Source organism: Maribacter sp. MJ134, from assembly GCF_003970695.1.
Taxonomy (GTDB): Bacteria; Bacteroidota; Bacteroidia; order Flavobacteriales; family Flavobacteriaceae; genus Maribacter.
This window is the reverse complement of the sequence record NZ_CP034570.1, coordinates 161,064-187,096: the sequence shown is the minus strand read 5'-3', so window position 1 is coordinate 187,096 and position 26,033 is coordinate 161,064. Positions and strand designations below refer to the sequence as shown.

25 protein-coding genes and 1 tRNA gene are annotated in these 26,033 nt (G+C 40.5%); 9 read left to right on the top strand and 17 right to left on the bottom strand.

Going from position 1 to position 26,033, the window contains the following annotated elements; all coding sequences use genetic code 11:
- Positions 1-21: 21 nt before the first annotated feature.
- Together rpe and EJ994_RS00865 are read left to right on the top strand one after the other, a co-directional pair.
- Positions 22-681, top strand: a complete 660-nt coding sequence (rpe, locus tag EJ994_RS00870; protein ID WP_126590794.1) for a ribulose-phosphate 3-epimerase — start codon at positions 22-24, stop codon at positions 679-681.
- Complete coding sequence (locus tag EJ994_RS00865; RefSeq protein WP_126590793.1) at positions 681-1,646, top strand: YpdA family putative bacillithiol disulfide reductase; 966 nt, start codon at positions 681-683, stop codon at positions 1,644-1,646. Before rpe ends, EJ994_RS00865 begins: the two co-directional genes overlap by 1 nt.
- A gap of 13 nt (positions 1,647-1,659) precedes the next feature.
- Here the strand turns inward: EJ994_RS00865 and EJ994_RS00860 are convergent, their stop codons facing one another.
- From EJ994_RS00860 to EJ994_RS00785, 16 genes are all read right to left on the bottom strand, one after another.
- Complete coding sequence (locus tag EJ994_RS00860; protein WP_126590792.1) at positions 1,660-2,790, bottom strand: glycerate kinase; 1,131 nt, start codon at positions 2,788-2,790, stop codon at positions 1,660-1,662.
- A gap of 544 nt (positions 2,791-3,334) precedes the next feature.
- A tRNA-Arg gene (locus tag EJ994_RS00855) sits at positions 3,335-3,408 on the bottom strand.
- Between the two features lie 24 nt (positions 3,409-3,432).
- On the bottom strand, positions 3,433-3,879 hold the full coding sequence (locus EJ994_RS00850) for a GatB/YqeY domain-containing protein (protein WP_126590791.1): 447 nt from the start codon (positions 3,877-3,879) through the stop codon (positions 3,433-3,435).
- 88 nt (positions 3,880-3,967) lie between these two features.
- A complete protein-coding gene (gene ftsZ, locus EJ994_RS00845; RefSeq protein WP_126590790.1) occupies positions 3,968-5,884 on the bottom strand; it encodes a cell division protein FtsZ in 1,917 nt (638 codons plus the stop codon).
- A 45-nt stretch (positions 5,885-5,929) separates the two neighbouring features.
- Complete coding sequence (gene ftsA, locus EJ994_RS00840; RefSeq protein ID WP_126590789.1) at positions 5,930-7,270, bottom strand: cell division protein FtsA; 1,341 nt, start codon at positions 7,268-7,270, stop codon at positions 5,930-5,932.
- Positions 7,271-7,275: 5 nt separating this feature from the next.
- On the bottom strand, positions 7,276-7,995 hold the full coding sequence (locus EJ994_RS00835; protein ID WP_126590788.1) for a cell division protein FtsQ/DivIB: 720 nt from the start codon (positions 7,993-7,995) through the stop codon (positions 7,276-7,278).
- Positions 7,985-9,337, bottom strand: coding sequence for a UDP-N-acetylmuramate--L-alanine ligase (gene murC / locus EJ994_RS00830; protein ID WP_126590787.1), 1,353 nt, complete (start codon positions 9,335-9,337; stop codon positions 7,985-7,987). The genes EJ994_RS00835 and murC overlap by 11 nt, the downstream gene beginning before the upstream one ends.
- Positions 9,338-9,341: 4 nt before the next feature.
- Entirely contained in the window at positions 9,342-10,430 is a 1,089-nt protein-coding gene (gene murG, locus EJ994_RS00825) for an undecaprenyldiphospho-muramoylpentapeptide beta-N-acetylglucosaminyltransferase (protein ID WP_126590786.1), read from the bottom strand.
- Entirely contained in the window at positions 10,417-11,619 is a 1,203-nt protein-coding gene (locus EJ994_RS00820; protein ID WP_126590785.1) for an FtsW/RodA/SpoVE family cell cycle protein, read from the bottom strand. The genes murG and EJ994_RS00820 overlap by 14 nt, the downstream gene beginning before the upstream one ends.
- Entirely contained in the window at positions 11,620-12,954 is a 1,335-nt protein-coding gene (murD, locus tag EJ994_RS00815; RefSeq protein ID WP_126590784.1) for a UDP-N-acetylmuramoyl-L-alanine--D-glutamate ligase, read from the bottom strand.
- Positions 12,955-14,175 (bottom strand): phospho-N-acetylmuramoyl-pentapeptide-transferase, encoded by a 1,221-nt coding sequence (mraY, locus tag EJ994_RS00810; protein WP_126590783.1) that lies wholly within the window; start codon positions 14,173-14,175, stop codon positions 12,955-12,957. It lies immediately after the preceding gene.
- 120 nt (positions 14,176-14,295) lie between these two features.
- Complete coding sequence (locus EJ994_RS00805; RefSeq protein WP_126590782.1) at positions 14,296-15,759, bottom strand: UDP-N-acetylmuramoyl-L-alanyl-D-glutamate--2,6-diaminopimelate ligase; 1,464 nt, start codon at positions 15,757-15,759, stop codon at positions 14,296-14,298.
- Positions 15,756-17,762 carry a penicillin-binding protein gene (locus EJ994_RS00800; RefSeq protein WP_126590781.1) on the bottom strand — a complete coding sequence of 669 codons (2,007 nt, stop codon included), beginning with the start codon at positions 17,760-17,762 and terminating at the stop codon, positions 15,756-15,758. Before EJ994_RS00800 ends, EJ994_RS00805 begins: the two co-directional genes overlap by 4 nt.
- 2 nt (positions 17,763-17,764) lie before the next feature.
- Positions 17,765-18,094 (bottom strand): FtsL-like putative cell division protein, encoded by a 330-nt coding sequence (locus EJ994_RS00795; protein ID WP_099573525.1) that lies wholly within the window; start codon positions 18,092-18,094, stop codon positions 17,765-17,767.
- Between the two features lie 38 nt (positions 18,095-18,132).
- Positions 18,133-19,047, bottom strand: a complete 915-nt coding sequence (gene rsmH, locus EJ994_RS00790; RefSeq protein ID WP_241240821.1) for a 16S rRNA (cytosine(1402)-N(4))-methyltransferase RsmH — start codon at positions 19,045-19,047, stop codon at positions 18,133-18,135.
- The gene (locus tag EJ994_RS00785) at positions 19,016-19,489 is read right to left on the bottom strand and encodes a division/cell wall cluster transcriptional repressor MraZ (RefSeq protein ID WP_126590780.1); all 474 of its coding nucleotides are present in this window, start codon (positions 19,487-19,489) and stop codon (positions 19,016-19,018) included. The genes rsmH and EJ994_RS00785 overlap by 32 nt, the downstream gene beginning before the upstream one ends.
- A 260-nt stretch (positions 19,490-19,749) precedes the next feature.
- Between EJ994_RS00785 and EJ994_RS00780 the strand changes: the two genes are divergently transcribed.
- Positions 19,750-20,514 (top strand): alpha/beta fold hydrolase, encoded by a 765-nt coding sequence (locus EJ994_RS00780; RefSeq protein ID WP_126590779.1) that lies wholly within the window; start codon positions 19,750-19,752, stop codon positions 20,512-20,514.
- A gap of 11 nt (positions 20,515-20,525) precedes the next feature.
- Positions 20,526-21,143, top strand: coding sequence for a ribosome biogenesis GTP-binding protein YihA/YsxC (gene yihA, locus EJ994_RS00775; protein WP_126590778.1), 618 nt, complete (start codon positions 20,526-20,528; stop codon positions 21,141-21,143).
- A gap of 21 nt (positions 21,144-21,164) precedes the next feature.
- Here the strand turns inward: yihA and EJ994_RS00770 are convergent, their stop codons facing one another.
- On the bottom strand, positions 21,165-21,545 hold the full coding sequence (locus tag EJ994_RS00770) for a GTPase (RefSeq protein WP_126590777.1): 381 nt from the start codon (positions 21,543-21,545) through the stop codon (positions 21,165-21,167).
- A 74-nt stretch (positions 21,546-21,619) separates the two neighbouring features.
- Between EJ994_RS00770 and EJ994_RS00765 the strand changes: the two genes are divergently transcribed.
- From EJ994_RS00765 to EJ994_RS00745, 5 genes are all read left to right on the top strand, one after another.
- Positions 21,620-23,242 (top strand): alkaline phosphatase D family protein, encoded by a 1,623-nt coding sequence (locus tag EJ994_RS00765; RefSeq protein WP_126590776.1) that lies wholly within the window; start codon positions 21,620-21,622, stop codon positions 23,240-23,242.
- A 153-nt stretch (positions 23,243-23,395) separates the two neighbouring features.
- Positions 23,396-24,676 (top strand): hypothetical protein, encoded by a 1,281-nt coding sequence (locus tag EJ994_RS00760; RefSeq protein ID WP_126590775.1) that lies wholly within the window; start codon positions 23,396-23,398, stop codon positions 24,674-24,676.
- Positions 24,677-24,956: 280 nt separating this feature from the next.
- Positions 24,957-25,175 carry a hypothetical protein gene (locus EJ994_RS00755; protein WP_099573534.1) on the top strand — a complete coding sequence of 73 codons (219 nt, stop codon included), beginning with the start codon at positions 24,957-24,959 and terminating at the stop codon, positions 25,173-25,175.
- A complete protein-coding gene (locus EJ994_RS00750; RefSeq protein WP_126590774.1) occupies positions 25,175-25,480 on the top strand; it encodes a type II toxin-antitoxin system RelE/ParE family toxin in 306 nt (101 codons plus the stop codon). The genes EJ994_RS00755 and EJ994_RS00750 overlap by 1 nt, the downstream gene beginning before the upstream one ends.
- Positions 25,481-25,499: 19 nt before the next feature.
- The gene (locus EJ994_RS00745) at positions 25,500-25,763 is read left to right on the top strand and encodes a hypothetical protein (RefSeq protein WP_126590773.1); all 264 of its coding nucleotides are present in this window, start codon (positions 25,500-25,502) and stop codon (positions 25,761-25,763) included.
- The last annotated feature ends 270 nt before the right edge of the window (positions 25,764-26,033 follow it).

The following is a 26,033-nucleotide window of genomic DNA, read 5'->3' as shown; positions in this document are numbered from 1 at the left end:
TGCAGGAAACAAGAGTAGCTAATGAGCATAGTCAAAATTGCACCGTCCCTATTGGCGGCAGATTTCGGAAATTTACAACGAGACGTTGAAATGGTCAATAATAGCGATGCAGATTGGCACCATATCGATGTCATGGATGGCGTATTCGTACCCAACATCTCCTATGGCATGCCCGTTGTAAAAGCGATACAAAAGTATGCTACCAAACCTTTGGACGTGCATTTAATGATTGTAGACCCGGACCGTTATATCCAGACCTTCGCGGATTTAGGAGCTTCAATCCTCACGGTACATTATGAGGCATGTACGCATTTGCACAGAACGTTACAAGCTATCAAAGCTGCCCACATGAAAGCAGGGGTTGCACTTAACCCGCACACTCCGGTTCATCTGTTGGAAGATATTATACAAGATATTGATTTGGTGTGCGTTATGAGCGTAAACCCGGGTTTTGGCGGGCAATCCTTTATCGAAAATACCTATCAAAAGGTTCAGGCTTTAAAAGCGTTAATTAAAAAGAAGGATACTTCTACCCTAATCGAGATTGATGGTGGTGTCACCTCCTCCAATGCAAAAGCCCTGACCGATGCAGGTGCTGATGTGCTGGTAGCTGGTAGTTTTGTATTCAAGAGTGATAATCCTTCCCAGACCATCAAAGAATTAAAGGAAATAGCCAAATAATGAAACTATTGGACTTAATAATAGTTGGGGGAGGACCAATAGGTATTGCTTGCGGACTGGAAGCTCAAAAGAATGGACTTTCCTATATAATTCTGGAAAAGGGGCCTATTGTAAATTCCCTTTACAACTATCCTAGCAACATGCAATTTTTTTCTTCTTCGGAAAAACTTGAAATAGACAATATTCCATTTATTAGCAAAGAGGCTAAACCTAAAAGGGACGAAGCCCTAGAGTATTATCGAAGAATCGTTACCAATAACAAATTGAATATTAATTTATTCGAAAAGGTCACCTCCCTTAAAAAAGATAAAGGAGTCTTTGAAACAACCACCAACAAGGCTAGTTACCATAGTGTAAATGTTGTTCTCGCTACTGGTTTTTATGATATACCCAACCTGCTCAATATTCCTGGAGAAGACCTACCCAAGGTAAGTCACTATTACAAAGACCCTCATTTCTACGCCGGACAGAAAGTTGCGGTTATCGGTGCAAGTAACTCGGCCATAGATTCGGCTTTGGAGTGCTGGAGAAAGGGTGCCGATGTAAGTCTTGTCATTCGGGGACCAGAAGTTGGCCAACGCGTTAAATATTGGGTGCGTCCGGATATTATCAATAGAATTAAAGAAGGTAGTATCAAGGCCTTTTATAAAAGTACGGTAACAGAAATAACCGAGGATGAAATTTATCTAAATACAAAAGAGGGCTCAGTGGTACTGCCAAATGACTTTGTCCTTGCTCTTACCGGATATATGCCCAATTTCGAGTTTTTAGAGGATTTGGGTATTGAACTGTCCAGTGATGCCAAACGATTACCGAATTACGACCCAGAAACTATGGAAAGTAACGTAAATGGACTTTACTTGGCAGGGGTTATCTGCGGCGGCATGGAGACACACAAGTGGTTCATAGAGAATTCTAGAGCGCACTCAGGGATGATCGTACAGCATATCATCAATAAGCACTAAAACAGCGGTACTACTATTTACTATCAATGAGTTTAGCGAAGTTATAAGCGGCAGCAACCAGATTTTCTTTACTTTGAGATACAGCCTGCTCTAAATTGGATATATCCCTTAAAATAGCACACACATAAGTCAGACCCGTTTCCTCTTGCTGCTCCGGGGGTAAGGTTACTGCGCCACATAAGGCCGCAACAGGAATTTTCTGCTTGCGAGCAGATTCAAGCACACCAGCAATGGTTTTCCCGGATAGTGTCTGACTATCCAATCTACCTTCCCCGGTTACTATCCAATCGGCGTTGGTAATTGCTTCATCAAAACCTGCTATTTCTTTCATTAAATCTATTCCGGGAATTAAGGTTGCATTTAGAAATACAACAGCGCCACCACCTACGCCACCAGCAGCTCCAGAGCCGGAAACCTTTTGAATGTCAGTTCCGAATTCCTGTGCTATTATTTTTGCGAAATTTTGCAATCCCTTATCCAATACTTCAACTTCTTCCTTATTCGCTCCTTTTTGAGGACCGTAGACATATGCCGCTCCATTTTTACCAAAAAAGGGATTGGTAACATCACAAGCAACTTTAATAGTTACTTCCGAGAGTCTTGGGTGACGACCTTTCTTTTGTATCCTACTAACCTTCAAGAGATTCCCTCCGATAGGGCTCAGTACAGTATCATTTCTGTCTAAAAACTCATACCCTAGTGCAACCGCAATACCCATACCCCCATCGGTCGTAGCACTACCTCCAATTCCTAAAATAATCTCTTGTACTCCTTTGTTCAAAGCATTTACGATGAGTTCGCCAGTACCTAAGCTCGTGGTTGACATACAATTGAGCTCATTTTTGTGGAGTAATTTGTACCCCGAGGCTTCTGACATTTCTATAAAAGCCGTCTTTTTATCCTGTGACAATAAATAACCAACCTCTATTTTTCGGAACAAAGGGTCGTTTACTGAGACTTTTATAGTATCCGCTTTTAAATAATACCGTACAATGGCCAAAGTACCGTCACCTCCATCGGCCAATGGTTTATGCTTAATTAGAGCTGTTGGGAAAACTTTTCGAAGACCTTGAGATACCGCTTCACAAAATTCTAATCCCGTTAGGGAGCCTTTGTATTTATCGGGTGCAATTACAAACTTCATAAGCCCTTAAATTAGCTAAAAAGTGTGACTTTTCAATAAAGCTTTTACCGTGATATCACAAATCCACAACCTTGGCACAAGCAAACTTTATAAATGCGATTTAAGGTAGTGTAAACTTCACCGAAAGGATTCGCCAAATGCTTTTTATAACGCGTTAACCTTTACAATAGGAACAATGTAAAAAAGCAAGAATTTGGCTTTATAGCAATTATCCAGACGATGTAGCTGATAAGAAAGTGCACTAGTTCTTGCTCTTTTCAAAAAAACAAAACCACGTCAAAAATGACGTGGTTCTCCTCTTGTAGTGACCCCGGAGGGATTACCTTCGCTAAAGCTCGTTTTTCCCTCAAAGCTTCACCCGAAAGTTCGGGATTGAAAATAAAAAAACTTTGTTTTCAAATTTAAGTGAGAATCTTTTCAATGAACTGTAGTCTTTACTTAGGGATTGGCTGCGCCTTTCCCTCAAAGCTCCGCTTTGAAAATAGTTCAAACAAAAAAACGCTCAAGCAAGCTTGGCGTTTTTTCTTATCGAACTATTTATTCGTGACCCCGGAGGGATTCAAACCCCCAACCCTCAGAGCCGAAATCTGATGCGCTATTCAGTTGCGCCACGAGGCCAATTATTTTTCAGTAAGCACTAGCTTACAAAGATAATTTATTCTTTACAATTGTGGATATTGTTTTACCATCCGCTTGGCCGGCAAGTTCCTTGGAAACCACGCCCATAACCTTACCCATGTCCTTCATCCCGGAAGCACCAGTAGCGTCAATGGTTTGTACTACCACCTTTTCTATTTCTTCTTCCGTTAGCTGCTCTGGTAAAAATTGTTCTATTACGACTACTTGTGCTAACTCTGGTTCTGCGAGGTCGTCTCTCCCTTGCTCCGTAAAAATAGCAGCACTGTCCTTTCTTTGCTTTACGAGTTTCTGGACCAACTTTACTTCATCGTCCTCGGACAGATCACCATTGCCACTCGTCTGTGCCAACAATAGCGCCGATTTAATGGCCCTTAACGATTCCAAGGCAACGGTATCCTTAGCTTTCATGGCCATTTTCATTTGCTCCATTACCTTTTTCTGTAGTCCCATGGTATATTATTTTAGCGGCACGAAGATAAAAAATAAACCCGAAAACAGCTTTTGTTTTCGGGTTTAAACTTCTTTAAAAAGGTATTACCTAATCTACATTGTCATGCAGAAAAGAATTGTTGGACCTTAACTGAATCTCATCGTTACTGTCATCACTTAAACTTGTTCTGGAGATTTTATTCTCTCTAGGATTATCGTTTAAATGAACACCTTGTCTTTTGTAAGCGGGTTCCTTTTCAATTTCATCGATATTACTAAGACTGTTCTTGAACTTATAGTTGAAATCTTTTAATTTTCTTCTGCGTTCGTCAGCCCTTTCTTTTAAAAGCTCCTCGATAGGAGTTTCCATAGGATCTACTTCACGATTCGTATGTGTAGTGGAATTATCATCTACTATGGTTTTCTTCTCAAAAACGAGCTCATCCTCAATAATTTTTGGCTCAAACTCCTCTGCTTTTGATTTAGCTCCTGTCAATTGATTCTCCAATTGCATGTAATCGTCCAGACTATAGCGTGTTTCCCTGGTCTTGTTGTACTCCAACACCGGTATGATTTCAACACTGTCCTTTACATCCATGTCCTTTACATCATCATCCAAACTAAAGGTAATAACGTTCTCCTTCTCATCTTCATCCTTTAAAGGCATATCAAAACTCATCGCAAATTGATCGTCCTCTTCTTCGACCTTTAATATTTCCGGCTCTACCACCTCTATACTCCTGAGCGCATCGGAAGACTCGATGATAATAAAATCATCTTCGGAAACATTCTCTGCAACCACTTCTTCATAAAAAACATTGAAATTCTTAATGTAGCTGGTCGTAGGTATCAAGTCAAAATCGCCATCGTCCAAAAGCTCATAGCGAGTTTCTGGTTCCGGAGCTGCCTTTTCTTCTTCGTCCTCAACAACCAGAGTATGCACCGTAGTATTATTGGACAAGAGCTCTTTCTCTGCGCGCTGACCATCCTCAAGCGTGTGGATTATTTTTTTTGTCTCTGTATTTACGATATCGTCCTGTTGTTCAATATTAAAACCCGTCGCGATTACCGTTACCGCAATTGCTTCTCCCAAAGTTTCGTCCTCACCTACACCCATGATAATATTGGCACCATAACCAGCCTCTACTTGGATATGGTCATTTATTTCGCCTATCTCATCGATAGTAATTTCTTGCGCACCGGACACGATCAGCAATAAAACATTTTTAGCACCCTGTATCTTGTTATCATTTAATAACGGTGAATCCAAAGCTTTCATGATGGCCTCGTTAGCTCTTGAAGAACCAGAGGCTATTGCCGAGCCCATTATGGCCGTTCCGCTATTGGAAAGTACTGTTTTAGCATCACGTAAATCGATATTCTGCGTGTAATGATGCGTAATTACTTCTGCAATACCACGCGCTGCCGTAGCTAAGACTTCATCCGCTTTTGAAAACCCAGCCTTAAAGCCTAAGTTACCGTAAACTTCCCTTAGTTTATTATTATTGATGACAATCAACGAATCTACGTTTCTCCTTAATTTCTCAATTCCCAATTGGGCTTGATCGCATCTCATTTTTCCTTCAAACTGAAATGGCATGGTCACGATACCAACGGTAAGGACATCCATCTCCTTTGCAAACTTGGCAATAACGGGAGCAGCACCAGTTCCTGTTCCCCCACCCATACCAGCAGTGATGAATATCATTTTTGTCGTATTATCCAGCATTTGCTTGATATCTTCCATACTCTCCATAGCAGCTTCCTCACCTACTTCAGGGTTGGCACCAGCCCCCAATCCTTCTGTTAAAGAAACGCCCAGTTGAATTTTGTTAGGAACCGGACTATTGTCCAATGCCTGTGAATCTGTATTACAAATAACAAAATCAACACCATTGATGCCTGCTTGGAACATGTGGTTTATGGCATTACTACCACCGCCACCTACACCAATGACCTTTATGACGTTGCTCTGATTCTTTGGAAGATCAAAAGAGATATTATCAAATTCGCTGTTCTTACTCATATTACTTTTATTACTGGTTATTGTATTCGTTGTATGCTTTATTATTTACTCTGCGTTGTCCAAAAACTCCTTTAGCTTTTCAGACCACTTGTCAAAAACTGATTTTCTTTCCCTTCTTTCTCCGTTAGTGGAAATTTTAGTGTCCCCACTTTCCGCATAGACCAGTTCACCTTCTCCTGTTTCTTCATTACCATCCGTGGCCTCTGTAGCTGGGGCCATCCTTGCCTCGTTCTTTATTGCATTCATTAATAATCCTACAGCTGTAGCGTATAAAGGACTCGCTATTTCTTCTTCTGAATCCCCGGCTAAATGCTCGTTTGGATAGCCTATTCTGGTATCCATACCGGTGATATACTCCACTAGCTGTTTCAAGTGTTTTAATTGGCTTCCACCTCCTGTTAGCACGATACCTGCAATGAGCTTTTTCTTTTGCTCATCATGGCCGTAGTTCTTAATCTCTACGTAAACTTGTTCTATAATCTCCACTACACGGGCATGGATTATTTTGGACAAATTCTTTAAGGTAATTTCCTTTGGTTCCCTACCTCTTAGTCCCGGAATGGAAACAATTTCATTGTCCTTGTTCTCGCCAGGCCAAGCAGAACCAAATTTAATCTTAAGCAACTCTGCCTGCTTCTCTATAATAGAACATCCCTCTTTTATGTCTTCCGTAATAACACCACCACCAAAAGGAATTACTGCAGTGTGCCGAATGATACCATCCTTGAAGATGGCCAAATCAGTTGTACCACCTCCTATATCAATCAATGCAACACCTGCTTCTTTCTCTTCTTGACTAAGTACCGCATCCGAAGAAGCCAATGGCTCCAAGGTGATATTCCCCAAGTCCAACCCGGCACTTTTAATACAGCGGCCTACATTTTTGATGGAAGTAACCTGACCCACAACAACGTGGAAGTTAGCCTCCAAACGACCTCCGTACATACCAATGGGCTGCTTAATCTCAGCCTGTCCGTCCACTTTATATTCTTGCGGCAATACATGGATAATTTCCTCTCCAGGGAGCATAATCAGTTTATAAACCTGGTTGCAAAGGGTATCCAAATCCTCATCGTTGATTACCTCTTCAGAATCTCTACGAGTGATATAGTCACTATGCTGTAAACTTCGTATGTGCTGGCCAGCAATACCAACAACTACAGAACCGATTTTAAGACCGGAGTTGCTCTCCGCCTCTTCAACGGCCTGCTGAATAGATTGTATGGTTTGTGTAATATTATTGACAACACCTCTGTGAACACCTAAACTCTTGGATTTTCCTATACCCAAAATTTCAATCTTCCCATACTCATTTTCCTTCCCAATAATGGCAACGATTTTTGTTGTTCCTATGTCTAGGCCTACTGAATATTTAGTTTGTTCCATTTCTATTATATTTTAGTGCACACCACTTGGTTATTGAATTCTAAACTGACGATCGCAAAATTTTCCAAAGTTTTATCCTTGTTCGCCTTTGCATAAAAAGCTTTAAAATTGCTGAACTTTTCCTCTAGATTATCAATACCCCCTAAATTCACCACAAAGCGGTTCAGCCTAAATTTTAATTGATAGTTATCCTCTGCCTCAACATGAATACCAATTATGTTTTTTCGTAAAAAATCGTCTTTATTTATAAATTCCAAAATTTCATACACATCTTTAAGGCTTTCCCCTGTTACATTACCTGTAATTATGGGAACTCTAGCTGAATAATTGGACGAAAACGGCATGCGTTTTCCTTCGTCATCCAAATAGAATTTTGAATTACCTTCTATGCGTCCGATTGGTTTACGTTGAACAATTTTAGACGTAAGCTCACCATCTATAGTAAGATAGACTTGGGCACTTTTCACCATTTCATTGGCCGTAATGACCTTCTCTACAGTATTCAAAACTAATTTTTCTTTAGGCACATTTTCTAGCCGTCCGTATTTTTGTATTAACAATTTATTAACCGTCCCTTCTGTGAGGTATAAATTTTGGTCTCCTATAAATTCTACATTTATTTTAGCGATATTCTTCCTATTACTCCTTTGGTTAGAAAATGCGTAAAGCCCCATTACCACTAGCATTAGAGAAATAAACTTTAAAATGTTCCAATTAATACGCATAAGACAGTTCCTTTTGTATTTTATTTATTTCGAGTCCGATATCTCCTGCACCCATAGTCACGAGAACATCAGGATTTTGAGCTTTTATTTCGGATATAATTTGTTCCTTTTGAATTAATTTTTTAAAGGGATTTGTTATTTTATCCAACAACCAATTCGAAGTAATCCCTGGAATGGCCTTTTCCCTTGCCGGATAAATTTCCAGCAGGCAAATACTATCGAATCTGGAAAGACTTGTCGCAAAATCATCACCAAAATCCTTAGTTCTTGAAAACAGATGTGGCTGAAAAATCGCCAATACTTTTTTCTGGGGATGCATCTCCCTAATTGCTTCAAAAACAGCATTGATTTCTGTAGGATGATGCGCGTAATCATCTATAAATACCAATTCATCGTTCTTTATCCTGTAAGAGAATCTTCGTTGCACCCCCTTGAAAGTGGCCAAAGCTTCAGCCAGGCGATACGGTGGGGAACCGGCCTCTATCGCCATAGCAAAAGCAACCAAACCGTTAAGCAGGTTATGCCTTCCCGGTTTATTGAACCTAACCCCTTTCAAAACTGAATTCGGGGTTCCCAAATCAAATATGTAGGTACCTTGTTCTATTCTTATGTTTTGGATACAGTAGTCCGAATTATCCTCAATACCATAGGTTATACCCGCTACAGGCAGACCACTCTTTACAAATAACTTTCCGTTAGGCTTTAGCCGCTTTGTAAATTCCAGAAACGATTTTTTCAATTCGTCCGAATCTCCATAAATATCCAAGTGATCCGCATCCATTGAGGTAATACATGCTACATTAGGCGTTAACCTTAAAAAAGAGCGATCAAACTCATCTGCCTCCACCACGGAGTACTCCGTACCCTCCAATAAGAAATTACTATTAAAATCCTCAGAAATACCTCCGAGAAAAGCGGTTAAAGGAGTGCCCGTTTCTTTTAACAAATGTGCGAGAATACTAGAGGTAGTTGTTTTACCGTGCGTACCGGCAACGGCAAAACAAAAGGAATCTTTTGTAACCATCCCTAATACTTCAGACCGCTTTTTAATATGAAAACCGCGCTCGGAAAAATATTGATATTCGGAATGTGTTTTGGCAACCGCCGGTGTGTAAACGACCAAGGTATCCTTAACATTTTTGAATGTTGACGGAATACGGTCCACATCATCTTCATAATGTATAGCTATAGTATTAGACGTAAGTTCTCTTGTTAAAGGGGTTTCCGTCTTATCATAGCCCGCAACATGCTTATTAATAAAACGAAAATATCGCGCAAGGGCGGACATACCAATGCCACCTATCCCGATGAAGTACACATTATGTATGTCTTTTAAATTCATTTTATCAGTTCAATAATTTTACGATTTCATCACATATTTCAATCGTGGCGTTGGGCAATGCCAATGCCTTACTATTTTTCGATAGTTCTTGCTGTTTTTCTTCCGAATTAAAAACGGAACCAAACTCCTGTTCAAAATCCCGCTCCAAATCCTCTTCTTTAATCATGATGGCCGCATCCTCTTGTACCAATGCCAAAGCATTTTTAGTCTGATGATTCTCTGCCACCGTTGGGGACGGGATGAAGATTGTGGGCTTACCCACCAAACACAGTTCGGAAACCGCGCCTGCTCCAGATCTAGAAATGATGAAATCTGCAGCGGCGTAGGCCTTGTCCATATGGTTTAAAAAAGCCTGCACCTTCACCTCTTTGGAATCATATTTTTCGTATTCCGCTATATATCCTTTTCCACATTGCCATAACACCTGAATCCCAAGGCTTTTAAAATAATCCAGCTTCTCCGCTATTAAAGTGTTAATTCTTCTCGCACCAAGACTGCCGCCTAAAACCAATAGCGTTTTCTTGTTGACATCCAGTTCGTAGAAAGCAATTGCCTCTGCTTTGGATACGCGAAGCGCAACCAAGTCCTCTCGTACGGGATTACCCGTTTTTACTATTTTTTCCTTTGGAAAAAACTTTTCCATACCATCATAAGCAACACAAATCTTTGCCACCTTATCTTTTAATAGTTTATTGGTAATCCCGGCATAGGAATTCTGTTCTTGTAACACACATGGTATTCCCCTTCCTGAGGCAACTTTCAGTAACGGTCCGCTGGCGAAACCACCCGTGCCGATAACCGCATCTGGTTTAAACCTTGTTACTATGTTGCCTGCTTTGATCAAACTACTTATCAATTTTATGGGAAACATTAAATTTTTAAGGGTGAGTTTCCTTTGCAACCCCGTAATCCATAATCCTTCAATCTTATAACCTGCCTGCGGCACTTTTTCCATCTCCATTCTATCCTTGGCCCCAACGAATAAAAATTGGGCCTTGGGGAACCTTCTCTTTAGTTCATTGGCTATGGCAATCGCCGGATATATATGTCCGCCTGTTCCACCACCGGAAACAATAAATCTATAATTGCCCACTTAATACTTCTAAGGGGTTACTTTCATCAAAATGCTTGTTACTGTTGTTGTCCTGAACTATACTTTTATTGCTTGCACTAAGAATAATTCCAATGGCCAAACAGGTCATCCAGCTAGAGGTACCCCCGCTACTTATCAATGGTAAATTCTGTCCCGTAACGGGAAATAATTCTACTGCCACCGCCATATTTATTAGCGCCTGAAAAACAATGGGCAACCCAACTCCTAAAACCAAAAGTTTACTGAATACGGTGCCGGCCCCGTTTGCAACCACCACGATCCGAAACAATAGGAACAGGTAAAAAAACATTAAAGCGAAACCTCCGACCAAACCATATTCCTCTACAATAATGGCATATATAAAATCTGACGAGCTCTGGGGCAAAAAGTTCTTTTGCACACTTTTCCCGGCCCCTTTACCAACGATACCCCCCGTGGCGATGGCTATTTTAGCTTTTTCAATCTGGTAGTTGGCCTGGACATCATCCGGATTGGAAAAACTATCTATTCTGCTCATCCAGGTATCCACCCTATTGGGAAATAAACCTGGCGCCGCCTTTGCCGTAAGGATAAATAGCGTTAAGCATAAAAGACCCGTACCTACTATTCCCAATAAATATTTTACGGGATATCCGCCTAAAAAGCACAACATCAAAACCATGGAAAATATGATGCCCGCGGTTGAAAAATTCGCAGGTAAAATCAGTAAAACCACTAAAAACACGGGAACCCATAAGGGTAATATACTTTCCGTAAAACCTATTTTGACATCCCTGATCTTAGACAGATAGCGGGCCACATAGATCATTACCACTACCGCTGCCAAATTTGAAGGCTGAAAACCAAAGCCCACAAAAGGAATCCTTATCCACCGACTGGCATTAGCTCCGCCGATAGAGGTTCCCTGCGCTAAAACAAAGATCAAGAGCACCAGTACAATGGGCAGCGCAATGAGCGATAGTCCCTTAAAAAAATGGGTAGGAATCTTATGTACACCGTAAATAATACCAAAACCAAGAAATAGTAGCAAAGCGTGTTTTACCAAATGGCCTACCGTAGTGCCATTACCTACCACGTACACCAAATTGCTACTGGCACTATACACCGGCAGAAAAGAAAACAAGGCCAAAAGTGCCGCAACGGCCCAAATAGCTTTATCTCCATTTATGTTTCTTAATACGCTTAACACTTATAGATTTTTTACACAATTCTTAAATTGATTTCCCCTGTCCTCATAATTTTTGAACAAATCAAAACTGGCACATGCCGGAGAAAGCAAAACACTATCCCCTCTTTCCGCAATTTTATACGCTACTTTTACCGCCTCTTCCATGGCAAAGGTCTCCACGACCAAATCCACGACATTGCCAAACGTTTCCTTTATCTTTTCATTATCCATACCCAAACAGACGATTGCTTTCACTTTTTCCCGCACCAACGGCATCAGTTCTTTGTATTGATTTCCTTTATCCACGCCGCCCACGATCCAAACGGTGGGGGTCTTTAAACTATCCAACGCGTAATATGTAGCATTCACGTTCGTTGCTTTGGAATCGTTGATGTACTGTACGTGATGAATTTTAAGGACCTTCTCTAACCTATGCGGTGCCCCTTGAAAATTAGAAATACATTCTCGTATGGTTTCTTTACGAATTCCTACCAATTTGGCAATCGTAGCTGCCGCCATGGAATTTTTTAAATTGTGCTGCCCTTCCAGTGCCAATGCGTCTGTCATAATCGTTATAGTGTCAGTATCTGTTGTTATTCTTATCTGTTCGTTCTCTAAAAATGCGCCCTCCTTTATCATTTTTTTCAATGAAAAAGGGATTCGTTTTGATTTGATCGGGTTGTCTTTTAACCAGTTGGTAATTACTTCGTCATCTGCATCATAAATGAGATAATCCTCTTCCGTTTGATTCTTCGTTATTCTAAATTTAGAGGCGATATAGTTTTCAAACTTATAGTCATACCGGTCCAAATGGTCTGGCGTTATATTCGTAATTACCGCGATATGCGGTCTAAACCGTACTACGCCATCTAACTGAAAACTGCTGATTTCCAACACGTAATAGTCAAAATCATTTTCAGCGACCATTTTGGCATAACTATCGCCAATGTTTCCCGCCATGCCCACATTTAAGTTCCCACCTTTTAAGAGATGGTTGGTCAACATGGTCGTAGTGGTCTTCCCGTTACTGCCCGTAATTCCTATAATCGTAGCATCCGTATACTGTGATGCGAACTCTATCTCAGAAATAACCGGTATGTTATGGCTTAACAGGTTTTGCACCAAAGGAACACTATCCGGAATACCAGGACTTTTCATGACCACATCGGCCTTGAGGATTAGCGCCTCAGTGTGCTGCTCTTCTTCCCAATCAATTTCAAAATGTTCAAGAACGTCTTTATATTTTTTTTGAATTGTTCCCTTATCGGAGACAAAAACCTTAAATCCTTTTTTCTTTCCTAAAATGGCGGTTCCTACACCACTTTCTCCGCCTCCAAGGATTACCAAAAATTTCATTTAGCGCACTTTTAAAGTCACAATAGTCACAATGGCCAACATAATTCCTACAATCCAAAATCGTGTTACAATCTTACTCTCGTGATATCCTTTCTTTTGATAGTGATGATGTAATGGCGACATCAAAAAAATTCTTTTCCCCTCTCCTAATTTTTTCTTGGTATACTTAAAATATCCCACCTGAAGCATTACCGATAAAGACTCCGCGAAGAAGATTCCGCACATAAGTGGAATCAACAGCTCTTTTCTCACGATAATGGCTATGACCGCGATAACGCCGCCAATGGTCAGACTCCCTGTATCTCCCATAAATACTTGGGCAGGAAAGGTATTGTACCAAAGAAATCCTACCAAGGCCCCAACAAATGCCGTTATGAATATTAATAGTTCTCCCACTCTGGGGATGTACATAATATCCAGATAGTCGGAAAAAATAATATTACCGGATACGAGTGCAAAAACACCTAAGGTGAATACGATAATGGCCGAGGTCCCAGCTGCCAAACCATCAATACCGTCCGTAAGGTTAGCTCCATTAGACACTGCCGTTACGATTAAAATGATGATAGGAATAAAAACCAGCCAAGCGTAATCTTTGGCACCATCTCCGGCCCAGCCAATGAAATTGGTATAATCAAACTCATTATTCTTAAAGAAAGGAACTGTTGTCATGGTAGACTTGACCTCTTCTCCCCTTACTTCCTCTACCGTATATTGGTCGGTAATCATCGTTTTACTATGCTCTCTCATGGTCACTTCCGGATGAAAGTATAATACCGCGCCTACAATTAAGCCCAGTACCAGTTGCCCTAAAACTTTGAACCTTCCTTTTAAACCCTCCTTGTTTTTCTTAAATACTTTTATATAGTCATCCACAAAGCCGATAACACCCATCCATAACATGGTAAAAATCAAAAGGATGATGTATATATTCTCCAACCTGGCGAATAATAAGACAGGAATTAAAGTGGCTAAAATTATAATGACACCTCCCATGGTCGGCGTACCTGCTTTTTGTTTTTGACCTTCTAAGCCCAAATCCCTTATCGTTTCCCCTACTTGTTTTCTTTGCAGAAAAAGAATGATGCGTTTACCAAATGCCGTTGCGATGATTAAAGAGAATAAGATTGCCATTGCCGCACGAAACGTACTGAACTGAAACAGACTTGCTCCAGGCAGTTGGTATTCTTTTTCTAAATATTCGAACAAATAGGTTAACATTTCTTATTTCAATTCTGATTCAATCACCGAGTCCACATCAAAAAGATGGACTTTCCTGTATTTTTGAATTCTACAATTATCTTTTACTACTTTATTACTTCTAAAAACGCTGTCACAGCATTACTTGTCCATCTGATTCAATAGGTCTTTGACCATTTTAAAATCATCGAAATCCACTCTTTCCCCGTTAGTTTCCTGATAGGTCTCATGACCTTTGCCGGCAACAAGAATAATATCGTTATCCACAGCAAGCTGGCAAGCTGTTTTTATGGCCTGCTCCCTATTTTCTATGGAAAGAATCTTCTTAGTGTTTTGCGGCTCCACTCCTGCCTCCATCTCCGATATAATAGCTGTAGGTGATTCGGTTCTTGGGTTGTCCGATGTAAAGATAATTTTGTTGCTCATCTCGGAAGCGATATTGCCCATTACCGGACGCTTAGATCTGTCTCTGTCGCCACCACACCCCACAACGGTGATGACGTTTTCATTTCCAGTCCTCAATGTGTTGATTGTCTCAAGCACATTTTTTAAAGCATCCGGCGTATGGGCATAATCAACTATAGCCGTAATTTTCTTTTTCGATATATAATATTGGAATCGGCCATCTACATTGTCCAATTCACTCAATAGGCGTAGCGTTTCCAACCTTTCCAGGCCTAACAAATCTGCCGTTGCGTAAATAGCCAGGATATTATAGGCATTAAAATGCCCGATTAGCTTGGTCCACAACTCGTTATCATCCACTTTAAGCAACTGCCCATCAAATTGGTTCTCTAAAATTTGAGCCCTGTAATCCGCATAGTTCTTTAAAGCATAGGTGTTTTTTCTTGCTCTTGTATTCTGCAACATGACCAAACCATTCTTATCATCGATATTGGTCAGGGCGAAAGCTTTCTTAGGCAGATTATCGAACAGTATTTTCTTGGTGTCCCGATATTCTGCAAATGTTTTGTGATAATCGAGATGGTCATGGGATAGGTTCGTAAAAATAGCACCCTCAAAGACCAAACCTTCCGTTCTTTTCTGATGTATTCCGTGGGAACTCACTTCCATAAAGCAAAATTCCACTCCAACACTGTTCATAAGGTGAAGGTGATAGTTTATCGTCAATGCATCGGGAGTGGTGTGACTTGTATCGTACTCCTTATCATCGACCATAATCTTTATGGTAGACAACAAGCCCACTTTGTATCCTGCTTTCTTGAACAGCTGATATAGGAGACTAGAAACGGTTGTTTTTCCATTGGTGCCCGTAACACCGACCAACTTTAAATTTTTGGAAGGGTTATCATAGTAATTGGAAGCCATTATGGCCAAGGCGCTGTTTCCGTTAGCTACTTCTACATAGGTTACTTCATTCACCAAATCGTCGGGAAGCGACTCACAGATAATAGCTTTTGCCCCTAAATCAATGGCTTTTCTAATATACTTATGTCCGTCCGTGATGGTTCCTTTAATAGCCACAAAGACATCGTCCATTTGGACCTTGCGCGAATCAAAACAAACGGCATTGACACTACAATTTGTAGTGCCACTGACCGCTGTTAGGCTAACTCCAAATAATATGTCTTTTAGAAGCTTCATGAAAGTTGCAATACTATTTTTTTAACTTTTTTAATATCCGTTCCCTGAGATATGGATTGATGCCTTACCCTTCCATTACCGATAACCTCTACTTTAATGCCTAGGTTTTCCAATATTGAAACGGCGTCCATACCACTCATCCCCTTAAGGTTGGGTATTTCATTATATTCTTTTTGGGCGTTCGCGAAATAGCGTTGATACGCTTTATCTAAATCCGTGTTGAACTCTTCTTCAACATTCACCTCATCAATAAGCGGCGATGTGGCGTACACCTTTTGCGCTACTGACTTAAACACGGGGCCGGAAACATCCGCACCATAATACCCTACGCTTTTATCCGGCTTATGTATAACTACGATACAGGAGTACTTTGGATTGTCCGCAGGAAAATATCCCGCAAAAGATGAGATATACTCATATTTATCCTTGTCCTTAGATACATAATTGGTCTGCGTTGTACCTGTTTTACCGGCCATCGAGAAATTAGAGGAGTACATTCCGTGACCTGTACCGTGCTTCTTCTCGACTACGTTCTTCAAAATTTGCTGTACTTTACGTACGGTTTCCTGAGAACAGATAGCCGGGTTCAACACCTCTTTATCGAATTTTTCAATGGTCTTGTTCCACTCTTTAACCTCTTTAAGAAGTCTTGGCTTAATAAGCTCTCCATTATTGGCAATGGCATTATAGAAAGCTAGTGTTTGTAACGGCGTTAACGACACCTCATAACCATAGGCCATTTGCGCCAAGGAAAGACCGGACCAACCTTTATCTCCCGGATATCGAAGAACCGGAGTACCTTCTCCTTTTACCGGAAGTCCTAATTCTTTATGAATACCCATACTCATTAACCTGTTCACATATTTCTCGGGGTCATCCTTATACCCGTTATGAATCATCTTAGCGAAAGCTACATTAGAAGAAACCTCAAATGCCTCGGCAATGGAAAGCTCTCCATGACCACCGCGCTTGGTATCCCTTACTCGATGCCTGTAAATTTTCCAAGAACCTTTTTCCGTATCTATGACAGTGCTGGTATCAACAACTTTGTCCTCTAGGGCTGCGACTAAATTCATGAGTTTAAACGTGGAACCTGGCTCGTGAGATTCCCCAATGGCATAATTGAGACGTTCATAGTACTTGCCCTCTTTTGTTTGTCCTAAATTGGAAATTGCCTTGACCTCACCCGTTTTGGTTTCCATGACGATGACCGTTCCGTGGTCTGCCTTATATTTCTCCAATTGCCCCAACAAAGCATGGTGCGCAATATCCTGTATATTAATGTCAATAGTGGAATACACATCATAACCATCTTTTGGCTCAATGATATTATCCGTACCTGTTGGCTTCCATTGGTTTTTGGCAATCTTTTGCTTCCATCTTTTTCCGGCAACACCACTTAAATACTCACTAAAGGCACCCTCCATTCCTACACGGGTGCGGTAACCGTTCTCATCTACACGCTCATAGCCAACACTACGCTCGGCAATTTTACCTAAGGGATGTTCTCTTTTGGATTTTTGTTCTATAATGAGTCCGCCTTTGAACGCACCCTTATTGAACAACGGAAAATCCTTAACGGCCATGTAGTCGGAATAATCCAAGTTTCTGGCAATAAGCGCATACCTGTTCTTGTTCTGTTTGGCCTTGCGCAACACCTGCTGGTAGTGGGAGGAAGTCTTTCCGAATAGTTTTCCCAAGGCATCCGACAGCGGTTTTATGTTCTCCTTAAAATCTTCATCACTCACCGTAACGGCGTCAAAACGTATGGTGTATTTGGAGACGGACGTTGCCAAAAGGCTACCATCATCGGAATAAAGGTTACCGCGGTTGGGCTCAATAGTAAATAGTTTGGTGGTCCTGGTTTCGGCCAATGCTATATACTTTTGACCGTCAACAACCTGTATGGAAACCAATTTAAATAGCACGGCAGCAGCAAAAAGGACAAGGCCTCCTGCTACAAAATATAATCGCTTTAATATGCTTTTGTCAGTTGCTGGCATCTTTATTCAGAATCCTTTAATGATTTTACCCTAATTTTTTGTGGTGGCGTTTCTGACGGAAACAATCCTTTATCCTCTACCGTACTCGTAATCGTAGACTCTAACTTTAATTGTTGCAAGTCTGAACGCGCGTCTACAAATTCATTCTTCAACTCCTTTACTTCTTCGTTTAATGCCGCTATTCGATGCACTTTTTTATCGGCACTGTGCGAACTACTGATCATTACCGCAGCCAAAAAAGAAGCGAAAATGATAAACAGCCAATTCTTTGGAGCGTCGCCGCTGACCAAAAACTTACCTTTTAAAATGTCCAGTATACCTTTCTTAACCATGTTGTACTATTCTAGTTACTTTATAAGAGCGATACTTTTTAAATGCGCTCTGCAATTCTAAGCTTTGCACTTCTCGCCCTATTGTTATTTTTTATTTCTTCTTTCGACGGAACCACCAAGGGACCCACTTTCTTTAGGGGGACGTTAATGTTTCCATAAAAATCCTTTTCCGGCTCTCCTTCAAACTGTCCGGCCCTGATAAATCGTTTTACCAAACGGTCTTCTAAAGAGTGATAACTGATAACACTTAATCTTCCTCCTTTTTCCAAAAGACCGGGAACTTGGTTCAAAAACTCCTTGATTACAGCGATCTCCTGATTTACCTCAATACGTATCGCCTGATAGATCTGAGCCAAAATCTTATGCTTCTTGTGCGCTGGCAAAAATGACTTAAGCACTGTTTTCAGCTCCTCTGTGGTATTGATCTCCGCGAACGACCTGCTGTCTATGATTACTTTGGCCATCGCGTTTGCGTTACGTAAATCTCCATAGGTGAACAACACATCACGTAAATCGTCATATCTATAGGTGTTCACCACATCATGAGCGGACAAATTATTACGCTTGCTCATACGCATATCCAACTCAGCATCAAAACGTGTTGAAAAACCGCGTTCCGCCTTATCGAACTGATGGGACGAAACACCAAAATCCGCCAAGATTCCATCTACTTTCCGAATGCCATAGAACTTTAAAAATTGGGTGATATACCTAAAATTCTCCCCAATCAAAACAAACCTACTATCGCCAAGGGCATTGGACTGCGCGTCCTCGTCCTGGTCAAAAGCGAATAACTTTCCGTCTTCGCCCAATCTTTTCAATATCTCCTTGGAATGGCCTCCTCCACCAAAAGTTACATCAACATACACTCCATTTTCCTTCACCGCCAACCCATCTACAGACTGCTTCAGCAGCACTGCATTATGATACATTGCCACCTGGTTTTTCAGCATACTTTACATCATACGCCAATTGCTCCCTATCATCTGCCGTAGAATCTACCTCACCATCATACGTAGCCTTGTCCCATATCTCCAAGTGGTTATCCATGGGAGAAAGGGTTACTTCTTTCTTTATATCCACTAGGCCAATAATATCCTTAGGTATCAATAATCTGCCAGTGGCATCAATCTCTACCTTGCGTAAACCCGCAGTAAATTTTCTTTTAAAATCCCTATCCTTTCTACTGTCCCCTAAGCGTTCATTGAGTTTTTTTACTTCTGCCTTCCAAACTTCGGCGGGATAAAACTCCAGACATTCATCGTAGTAGGATTTCTTAATAAAGAAGCCATCATTAAGCATGGGCGCCATTTGATTCCTTAAGGAAACCGGCAACATTACCCGTCCCTTAGCATCAGCTTTGCAGTTGAAAACGCCTGAAAAATAGATTTCCAAAATTGTTGGTCTTTATTATATAACTCAAATATATAAATATTATTACCACATTTTACCACAAAAATCCACTTTGTTAATAAAATAAACAATTTTTGACAAATTTTAGACCTCAACTCACTAATTATGCCCTCGCACAACACTTTCCGCTGAAATTTAAAGTGAGGTGTCCATGAAGAAAAAGCTTTGTCTTAGCAGATAAAGCCCTATTATTGTATTGCATTGAAATGCCTATATTTGCGCAAATATCAGCACCATTTTGAATGGAAGACGAAATTATTAAGGACGGAAAATTCAGGTATATTGAGAAGGGCGAAGGTACCCCGATCATTATCCTGCATGGTTTAATGGGCGGATTGAGTAATTTTCACGGGGTTACCGACTATTTCCCCAAAAAAGGCTACAAAGTACTAGTTCCCGAACTTCCCATCTACGATATGCCGATGATCAAGACCAACGTAAAAAACTTTGCGAAATATCTTGAGCGCTTTATCGAGTACAAAGGACTAAAGGACGTTATTCTCTTGGGCAACTCCCTGGGTGGCCATATTGGACTCTTGCATACCAAATTATTCCCTGAAATGGTGAAAGCCTTGGTAATCACAGGAAGTTCCGGACTTTATGAAAGTGCTATGGGAGACGGTTATCCCAAACGTGGCGACTACGAATTTATTAAGAAAAAAGCACAAGATGTTTTTTACGACCCAGCCGTTGCCACCAAAGAAATCGTGGACGAGGTATTCGAAACCGTCAACGACCGCATGAAGCTGGTTAAAACATTGGCCATCGCCAAAAGCGCCATACGGCACAATATGAGCAAGGACTTACCAAAAATGCATACACCTACCTGTATTATTTGGGGAGAAAACGACTCTGTTACACCGCCAAAAGTGGCAAAAGAGTTTCACGAGCTACTACCGGACTCTGAACTTTATTGGATCAAGGAATGTGGCCACGCCCCAATGATGGAGCATCCCAAGGAATTCAATGCCATTCTTGATGCTTGGCTGGAAAAAAGAAAATTCTAAAACTCTCTTAGATGAAAATAAAGTCGGCAGACTTTGTCATGAGCAACAGCGATGTTGCCAAGTGCCCCAACGAGCCCATCCCGGAGTACGCCTTCATTGGACGGTCTAATGTGGGGAAATCTTCCCTCATAAACATGCTCACCGAGAAAAAAAGTTTAGCCAAAACTTCGGGCAGACCGGGTAAGACCCAGCTTATCAATCATTTTAAAATCAACGGGAATTGGTTTTTGGTAGATTTACCGGGCTACGGGTATGCAAGGGTATCCAAAAGGGATAAGAACATTTTTCAAAAATACATTACCAACTACTTTTTACAGCGGCAACAACTGGTCTGCTCTTTTGTATTGATAGATATTAGGCATGAACCGCAGAAAGTGGACATGGAGTTTATGCAATGGTTGGGAGAGCACGCCATTCCGTTCGCTATTATCTTCACCAAGGCCGATAAGTTGAAGCCCCAAGCCATAGAAAGACAGGTGGACCATTATATTAAGGAACTGCTTAGCGGTGCTTGGGAGGAAGCTCCGCAACACTTCGTCACCTCGTCTAGCAAGCGCATAGGTCGCAATGAAGTTCTTGGCTATATCGATGCCATTAACCTCGATTTTTTTGAGGCCAATAAGAAATAATACTATCGGCGCTGCATCTCTCTAAAGTCGCGCCTTCAACAGCGCAATCAATGCCGTTGCATCCTCTAATTGGTTTAACTCCTCCGTTTGTACAAAAATTTCTAGGTCGGTCGTGGTTTCCATCAATACAATGGGAAAGGTAAACTTATAGCCGAACTTAGAACGGTACGCCTTGGTAAATTCATCCTTATGAAGGAACTCCATTTGTACCGTATCCGCAAGTTGCAATCTAAACTTCTTCCAAACCGCATTTTCCGTAAAAGCACCAAAAGTTATATCGCATAGGCTGCAGGCATAGGTAGACGGACTCAAAATTTTGTGTGCACCATCCAGTAATAAATTCCGAAGACCGGAATCGGCATTATAGATGAAGATTAGTTTTTGTAGCGTATCTTTTTTCATAACAGCTTTCGAAAATAGTATATTTAAGGGAGTCATTGGTCCTATCCGGACACGAATACTAACAAAACCTTCCCATGAAAAAGATTATTCTGCTCGTTGTCGTTTGCCTTAGCTTTCTTAGCTGTGCCGAAAAAAAGAAAGAACAAGTACCCCCTGCAAAAGCACCCTTCTCCGATGTAGACACCTTGGCCATAAATGACTGGTGGAACAGAGCGGACAATCCTATCATCAACTTAAAAGTGAATCGGGACAGTGTTATCGCCTTTGGCATCTATACCGTTTCTGGCACCACGTTAAAACTGAGCGCACAATGCTATCCACTCTACCCGGAAGAGACCAGAACCGTACGTCTGGAAATAAAAGAGAACGGTACCTGGACGGAGGTACAGTCCCAACAACTAAACGATCTGGGGTGGTCCGCTCTTTTTCGTGTAGAAAATTGGGACAGCTCCCAAGATCTCAAATACCGACTGCGTCACGGAGAAAAGGCAAGGTACGAAGGTACCATTCGCAAAAATCCGATGCACAAAGCGGAAATCAGTCTGGCCGCACTCTCCTGCAACAGTAATCAAGATAGGGGTATGCGAGAGAATTATGTACGCAATATTAATCATCAGGACCCAGACCTTATTTTCTTTGCCGGAGACCAGTCCTACGACCATACGGAACATACCGCGGCCTGGCTCAAATTTGGGCTGCAATTCAGGGAAACCTTCCGCCATAGACCCTGCATTACCATCCCGGACGACCATGATATAGGACAGGGAAATCTTTGGGGCGAGAACGGAAAAGTTTCCGTGACCAAAGGTAGTCCCGATGGTGGTTACCGCTATCATCCGGAATATGTAAAAATGGTAGAGCGCTGCCAAACGGCACATCTCCCCGACCCTTTTGACCCTACTCCTATTGAGCAGGGCATAGGGGTGTATTACACCAATTTGGTATGGGGCGGAGTTGACTTTGCCATTCTGGAGGACCGAAAGTTTAAATCCGGGCCTGAGGGTAAAATACCGCAACAAGGCCCTCGCCCGGACCATATCCGAAACCCGGATTATGACCCCGCATCGATTGATTTGCCCGAACTAAAGTTGCTGGGCGAGCGCCAACTACACTTCTTAAAAACATGGGGAGAAACAAATACGGATGCCACCAAAGTAGTGCTTTCCCAAACCGGTTTTTGTGGTGGGGCACATATTCACGGTACTATGGACAACCGCCTGCATGCGGATTTGGATAGTAACGGATGGCCACAAACGGGACGTAAAAAAGCACTGGAACTTATACAACAAGCGAACGCCGTACATATTGCGGGAGACCAACATTTGGCCACCGTAATTAAACAGGGGATTAACGAATTCGGGGACGGCCCTTGGGCCTTTGTAGTCCCTGCCATTGTTAACGACTATTATAGCCGTTGGTGGTGGCCCGAAGATGAAAAAGCCGGAAACAATCCCAACCCCAACACCTCCTTACCTTGGACCGGAGACTACCTCGACGGGTTTCACAATAAGATTTCTATGAAAGCTTATGTAAACCCGGAAAGTCCCTCGCATGGTGGTGGCTATGGATTGATACGTTTTAATACCCAAACCCAGGACGTTACTTTTGAATGTTGGCCTCGAAATGCAGATGTTACCCAACCTGATGCCCAACAATTTGAGGGCTGGCCCATGACGGTGAGTTTAAAAAACAACTAATAGTTCCACAAGCTGAGGCGCTTATCTCCGTATTTTGTAAGTAATTACGAATAACTTATTAAGAGATTTTTTGATTCTTAAGTCCTTTTAGGCGAAATTTAGGGATACAGACTTATATACGAGTTGGCTTTAATTTCCCAAAACATCACGAAAATGGATAGTAACCCTAAAGGAAATGAAGGAGAATATTTTGTGAACACTATCGCAAACAATATTTTTCTCGAATATTGGTGCTACCCAAGTCCTCATGATGAAAAAGGGGACAAAAAAGAAATATGCGACTTACTGATAACTTTTAGAGACATCTTAATAATAATATCAGTAAAAAATTATGACTTCAAAGACAATTACGACAGGTATTTTAATAATACGATTGAGAAAGCCTTAAAACAAATCCAAGGAGCTGAAAAAAAATTATTTGGAAACAAAAAAGTTTTCATTAAACATCCGAAAAAAGGTTTGGAGTTATTTGATAAAACTAGTTACTCAAAAGTTTTTAGAATAATTGTAAATCTTGGTAAAGGTCTGAAATTTTATCATCCATCAAGCTACACCAAATCAGGAAAACATGTAACCATAATGGACGGAACAGCATGGTTTGCTATTACCAATGAAATGAACACTATTAAAGATTTGACAAACTACTTATCTGCAAGAGAAAAATTATTGAGTAGTAAGTCTGTTATAATGCTTTTCTGTAGTGATGATGAATATGATAAAAAAACTCACGAAAAATTTACTGAAAGAGTTGCAAAAACACAGTCTAAAAATGAAAAACACATTTTTATTTCAGGGAGCGAATTGGATTTATTGGCCACTTACATAAATAATTCTAATAGTTACCCTGAAAATTTGACCAGTAACAATTATGCTGGTTTATTCTACGACATAGACGGAACTTGGAAAAACTTTATTTCTAACCCAGTATTTTTTAAAAAGAAGAAAAAAGACCAACAAAGTTTCTTTATTGATAAATTCATAGAAAACGAAATCGAATATCGAAAGGAGCTTAAAAAATTAGCAGAAAAATTAATGTCCTTAAATAGGTTTGAGAGACGCATTGTATCTGAAAACTTTTTTTCGTTCTACGACAAGTATAAAAAAGGTTATGAAAAACAATTCGCAAGAGCTTTTACGGATGTTTCAGATTTTGGTTTTGTATTCGCAAAATACCCTAAAGAATTACAAGGAGAAGTGCTCGATAATGTTTTAATGTTAGCAATAGAAAGTTTTGCCGTTCACACTAAATATTTAAGAACTGACTTTATAATTATTGCTTACCACGACGATTTCAAAGGATTGAGATATAACAATTTTGAATTAGCAAGTAAATTCACAGAACAAGAAGAAAAAGAAATAATAGCCGACGCTAAATCTTTAGGTTGGTTCTCTGAATCGTTTAATTACAGAAAGATTAATGAAAGAGAATATTAAAAAACTATGCCCACCACCGACAACCGTTGCGCAAGCCTGTAATTTTCAAAATACAGTTTGAACACAAGCCCCTTTAAGAGACTTTTTTTGCTGAATGCCTATTGGAGATGTATTGTATAAGCGTTTGTAATTAGTTAAAAGATTATTGGCCGGATTTGTTGGTCGACAGCTACTTTTAGCCGAAATTTAGGGATACACATTTATACTAGAAGTTGTGCTTCATACTGAAAAATCAGACCAGAAATGGAATTTTCAGTAAATTTGAAAAAAGGGAATTGAAATGGACATCAAAACATCAAAAATAGAGCTCGTAAAATTGATATTGAATATCGACAACGATAAGTTCATCAAAAAAGTGACGGATTTCATAAACAATGAAAAATCGGACTTTTGGAACGAGTTGACCAAATCAGAGCAGGCCGAAATCAAAAAAGGAATTGAACAATTGAACAAAGGCAAGCGGACTTCTTACGAGGAAGTTCTCAAAAGGATTTCTTGATGGAGGTCTTCATTTCCGAACTGGCCGAGTACAAACTCAAAAAACTTACCGAATACTTGTTGGAACAATGGAGTTTTAAGGTCAAAAAAGATTTTTTGACCAAATTGACCAAGAAAATCCAACAAATACAATCCCAACCTGAAAGTTGCCCGAAATCAAATGAATTCGGGGGAATATATAAGTGTGTAGTTACAAAACAGACAACTTTTTTCTATCGCGTCAATTTCGAGCGTGAAGAAATAGAAATAATTACTTTGTTCGACACGAGACAAGACCCTGAAAGACTCAAGCAGCAATTGGATTAGCTTCAAAAACCGATAGTGAATGTTTGACGAATTAGATAAATATAAATCAAATGGACATTTCTTTTTTTCAGCCTATGATGAATTATCAACGGTCTGTAACGCTCCGAAAAACGGAGTTGGAATTTATATCGTTTACGCACTCAAAGGCGGTAAAATTGAATTCATTTACATTGGTTCTTCTGGAAAAATATTACAAAGCGGGCATAAAAAAGTTCGGATTGGCGGAATGTGCGACAGATTGGTAAATGGAAAACAATTTGGAATTAAAAGTTCAAAAATCTAAACACAGAACAGATAAAATTCTGAACTTTAAGTGTTAAAACATTAATTGTCGTTAGATTGGTTCGTTGTCCGATTTAAAGAAATCGAGAAATTTAAAAAAGTGAACCAATAATCAATTTTAAACTATCTTGTTATAAACTTAGATTAATAGGCAAATAGATATTTATCGATATATAATTTTTTCGGGATTATGGGTCGGACATTTTTAACGGTTATCGGATATATAACAAGACTATTCACTGGGGATTTAAAAAACAATTCCAAAAAAGAC

Excerpts from the sequence above, each read along its gene's own strand:
- rpe (WP_126590794.1), top strand. The coding sequence starts at position 22 with ATGAGCATAGTCAAAATTGCACCGTCCCTATTGGCGGCAGATTTCGGA.
- EJ994_RS00865 (WP_126590793.1), top strand. The coding sequence starts at position 681 with ATGAAACTATTGGACTTAATAATAGTTGGGGGAGGACCAATAGGTATT.
- EJ994_RS00860 (WP_126590792.1), bottom strand. The coding sequence starts at position 2,790 with ATGAAGTTTGTAATTGCACCCGATAAATACAAAGGCTCCCTAACGGGA.
- EJ994_RS00850 (WP_126590791.1), bottom strand. The coding sequence starts at position 3,879 with ATGGGACTACAGAAAAAGGTAATGGAGCAAATGAAAATGGCCATGAAA.
- ftsZ (WP_126590790.1), bottom strand. The coding sequence starts at position 5,884 with ATGAGTAAGAACAGCGAATTTGATAATATCTCTTTTGATCTTCCAAAG.
- ftsA (WP_126590789.1), bottom strand. The coding sequence starts at position 7,270 with ATGGAACAAACTAAATATTCAGTAGGCCTAGACATAGGAACAACAAAA.
- EJ994_RS00835 (WP_126590788.1), bottom strand. The coding sequence starts at position 7,995 with ATGCGTATTAATTGGAACATTTTAAAGTTTATTTCTCTAATGCTAGTG.
- murC (WP_126590787.1), bottom strand. The coding sequence starts at position 9,337 with ATGAATTTAAAAGACATACATAATGTGTACTTCATCGGGATAGGTGGC.
- murD (WP_126590784.1), bottom strand. The coding sequence starts at position 12,954 with ATGAAATTTTTGGTAATCCTTGGAGGCGGAGAAAGTGGTGTAGGAACC.
- mraY (WP_126590783.1), bottom strand. The coding sequence starts at position 14,175 with ATGTTAACCTATTTGTTCGAATATTTAGAAAAAGAATACCAACTGCCT.
- EJ994_RS00805 (WP_126590782.1), bottom strand. The coding sequence starts at position 15,759 with ATGAAGCTTCTAAAAGACATATTATTTGGAGTTAGCCTAACAGCGGTC.
- EJ994_RS00800 (WP_126590781.1), bottom strand. The coding sequence starts at position 17,762 with ATGCCAGCAACTGACAAAAGCATATTAAAGCGATTATATTTTGTAGCA.
- EJ994_RS00795 (WP_099573525.1), bottom strand. The coding sequence starts at position 18,094 with ATGGTTAAGAAAGGTATACTGGACATTTTAAAAGGTAAGTTTTTGGTC.
- rsmH (WP_241240821.1), bottom strand. The coding sequence starts at position 19,047 with ATGCTGAAAAACCAGGTGGCAATGTATCATAATGCAGTGCTGCTGAAG.
- EJ994_RS00780 (WP_126590779.1), top strand. The coding sequence starts at position 19,750 with ATGGAAGACGAAATTATTAAGGACGGAAAATTCAGGTATATTGAGAAG.
- yihA (WP_126590778.1), top strand. The coding sequence starts at position 20,526 with ATGAAAATAAAGTCGGCAGACTTTGTCATGAGCAACAGCGATGTTGCC.
- EJ994_RS00770 (WP_126590777.1), bottom strand. The coding sequence starts at position 21,545 with ATGAAAAAAGATACGCTACAAAAACTAATCTTCATCTATAATGCCGAT.
- EJ994_RS00765 (WP_126590776.1), top strand. The coding sequence starts at position 21,620 with ATGAAAAAGATTATTCTGCTCGTTGTCGTTTGCCTTAGCTTTCTTAGC.
- EJ994_RS00760 (WP_126590775.1), top strand. The coding sequence starts at position 23,396 with ATGGATAGTAACCCTAAAGGAAATGAAGGAGAATATTTTGTGAACACT.
- EJ994_RS00755 (WP_099573534.1), top strand. The coding sequence starts at position 24,957 with ATGGACATCAAAACATCAAAAATAGAGCTCGTAAAATTGATATTGAAT.
- EJ994_RS00750 (WP_126590774.1), top strand. The coding sequence starts at position 25,175 with ATGGAGGTCTTCATTTCCGAACTGGCCGAGTACAAACTCAAAAAACTT.
- EJ994_RS00745 (WP_126590773.1), top strand. The coding sequence starts at position 25,500 with ATGTTTGACGAATTAGATAAATATAAATCAAATGGACATTTCTTTTTT.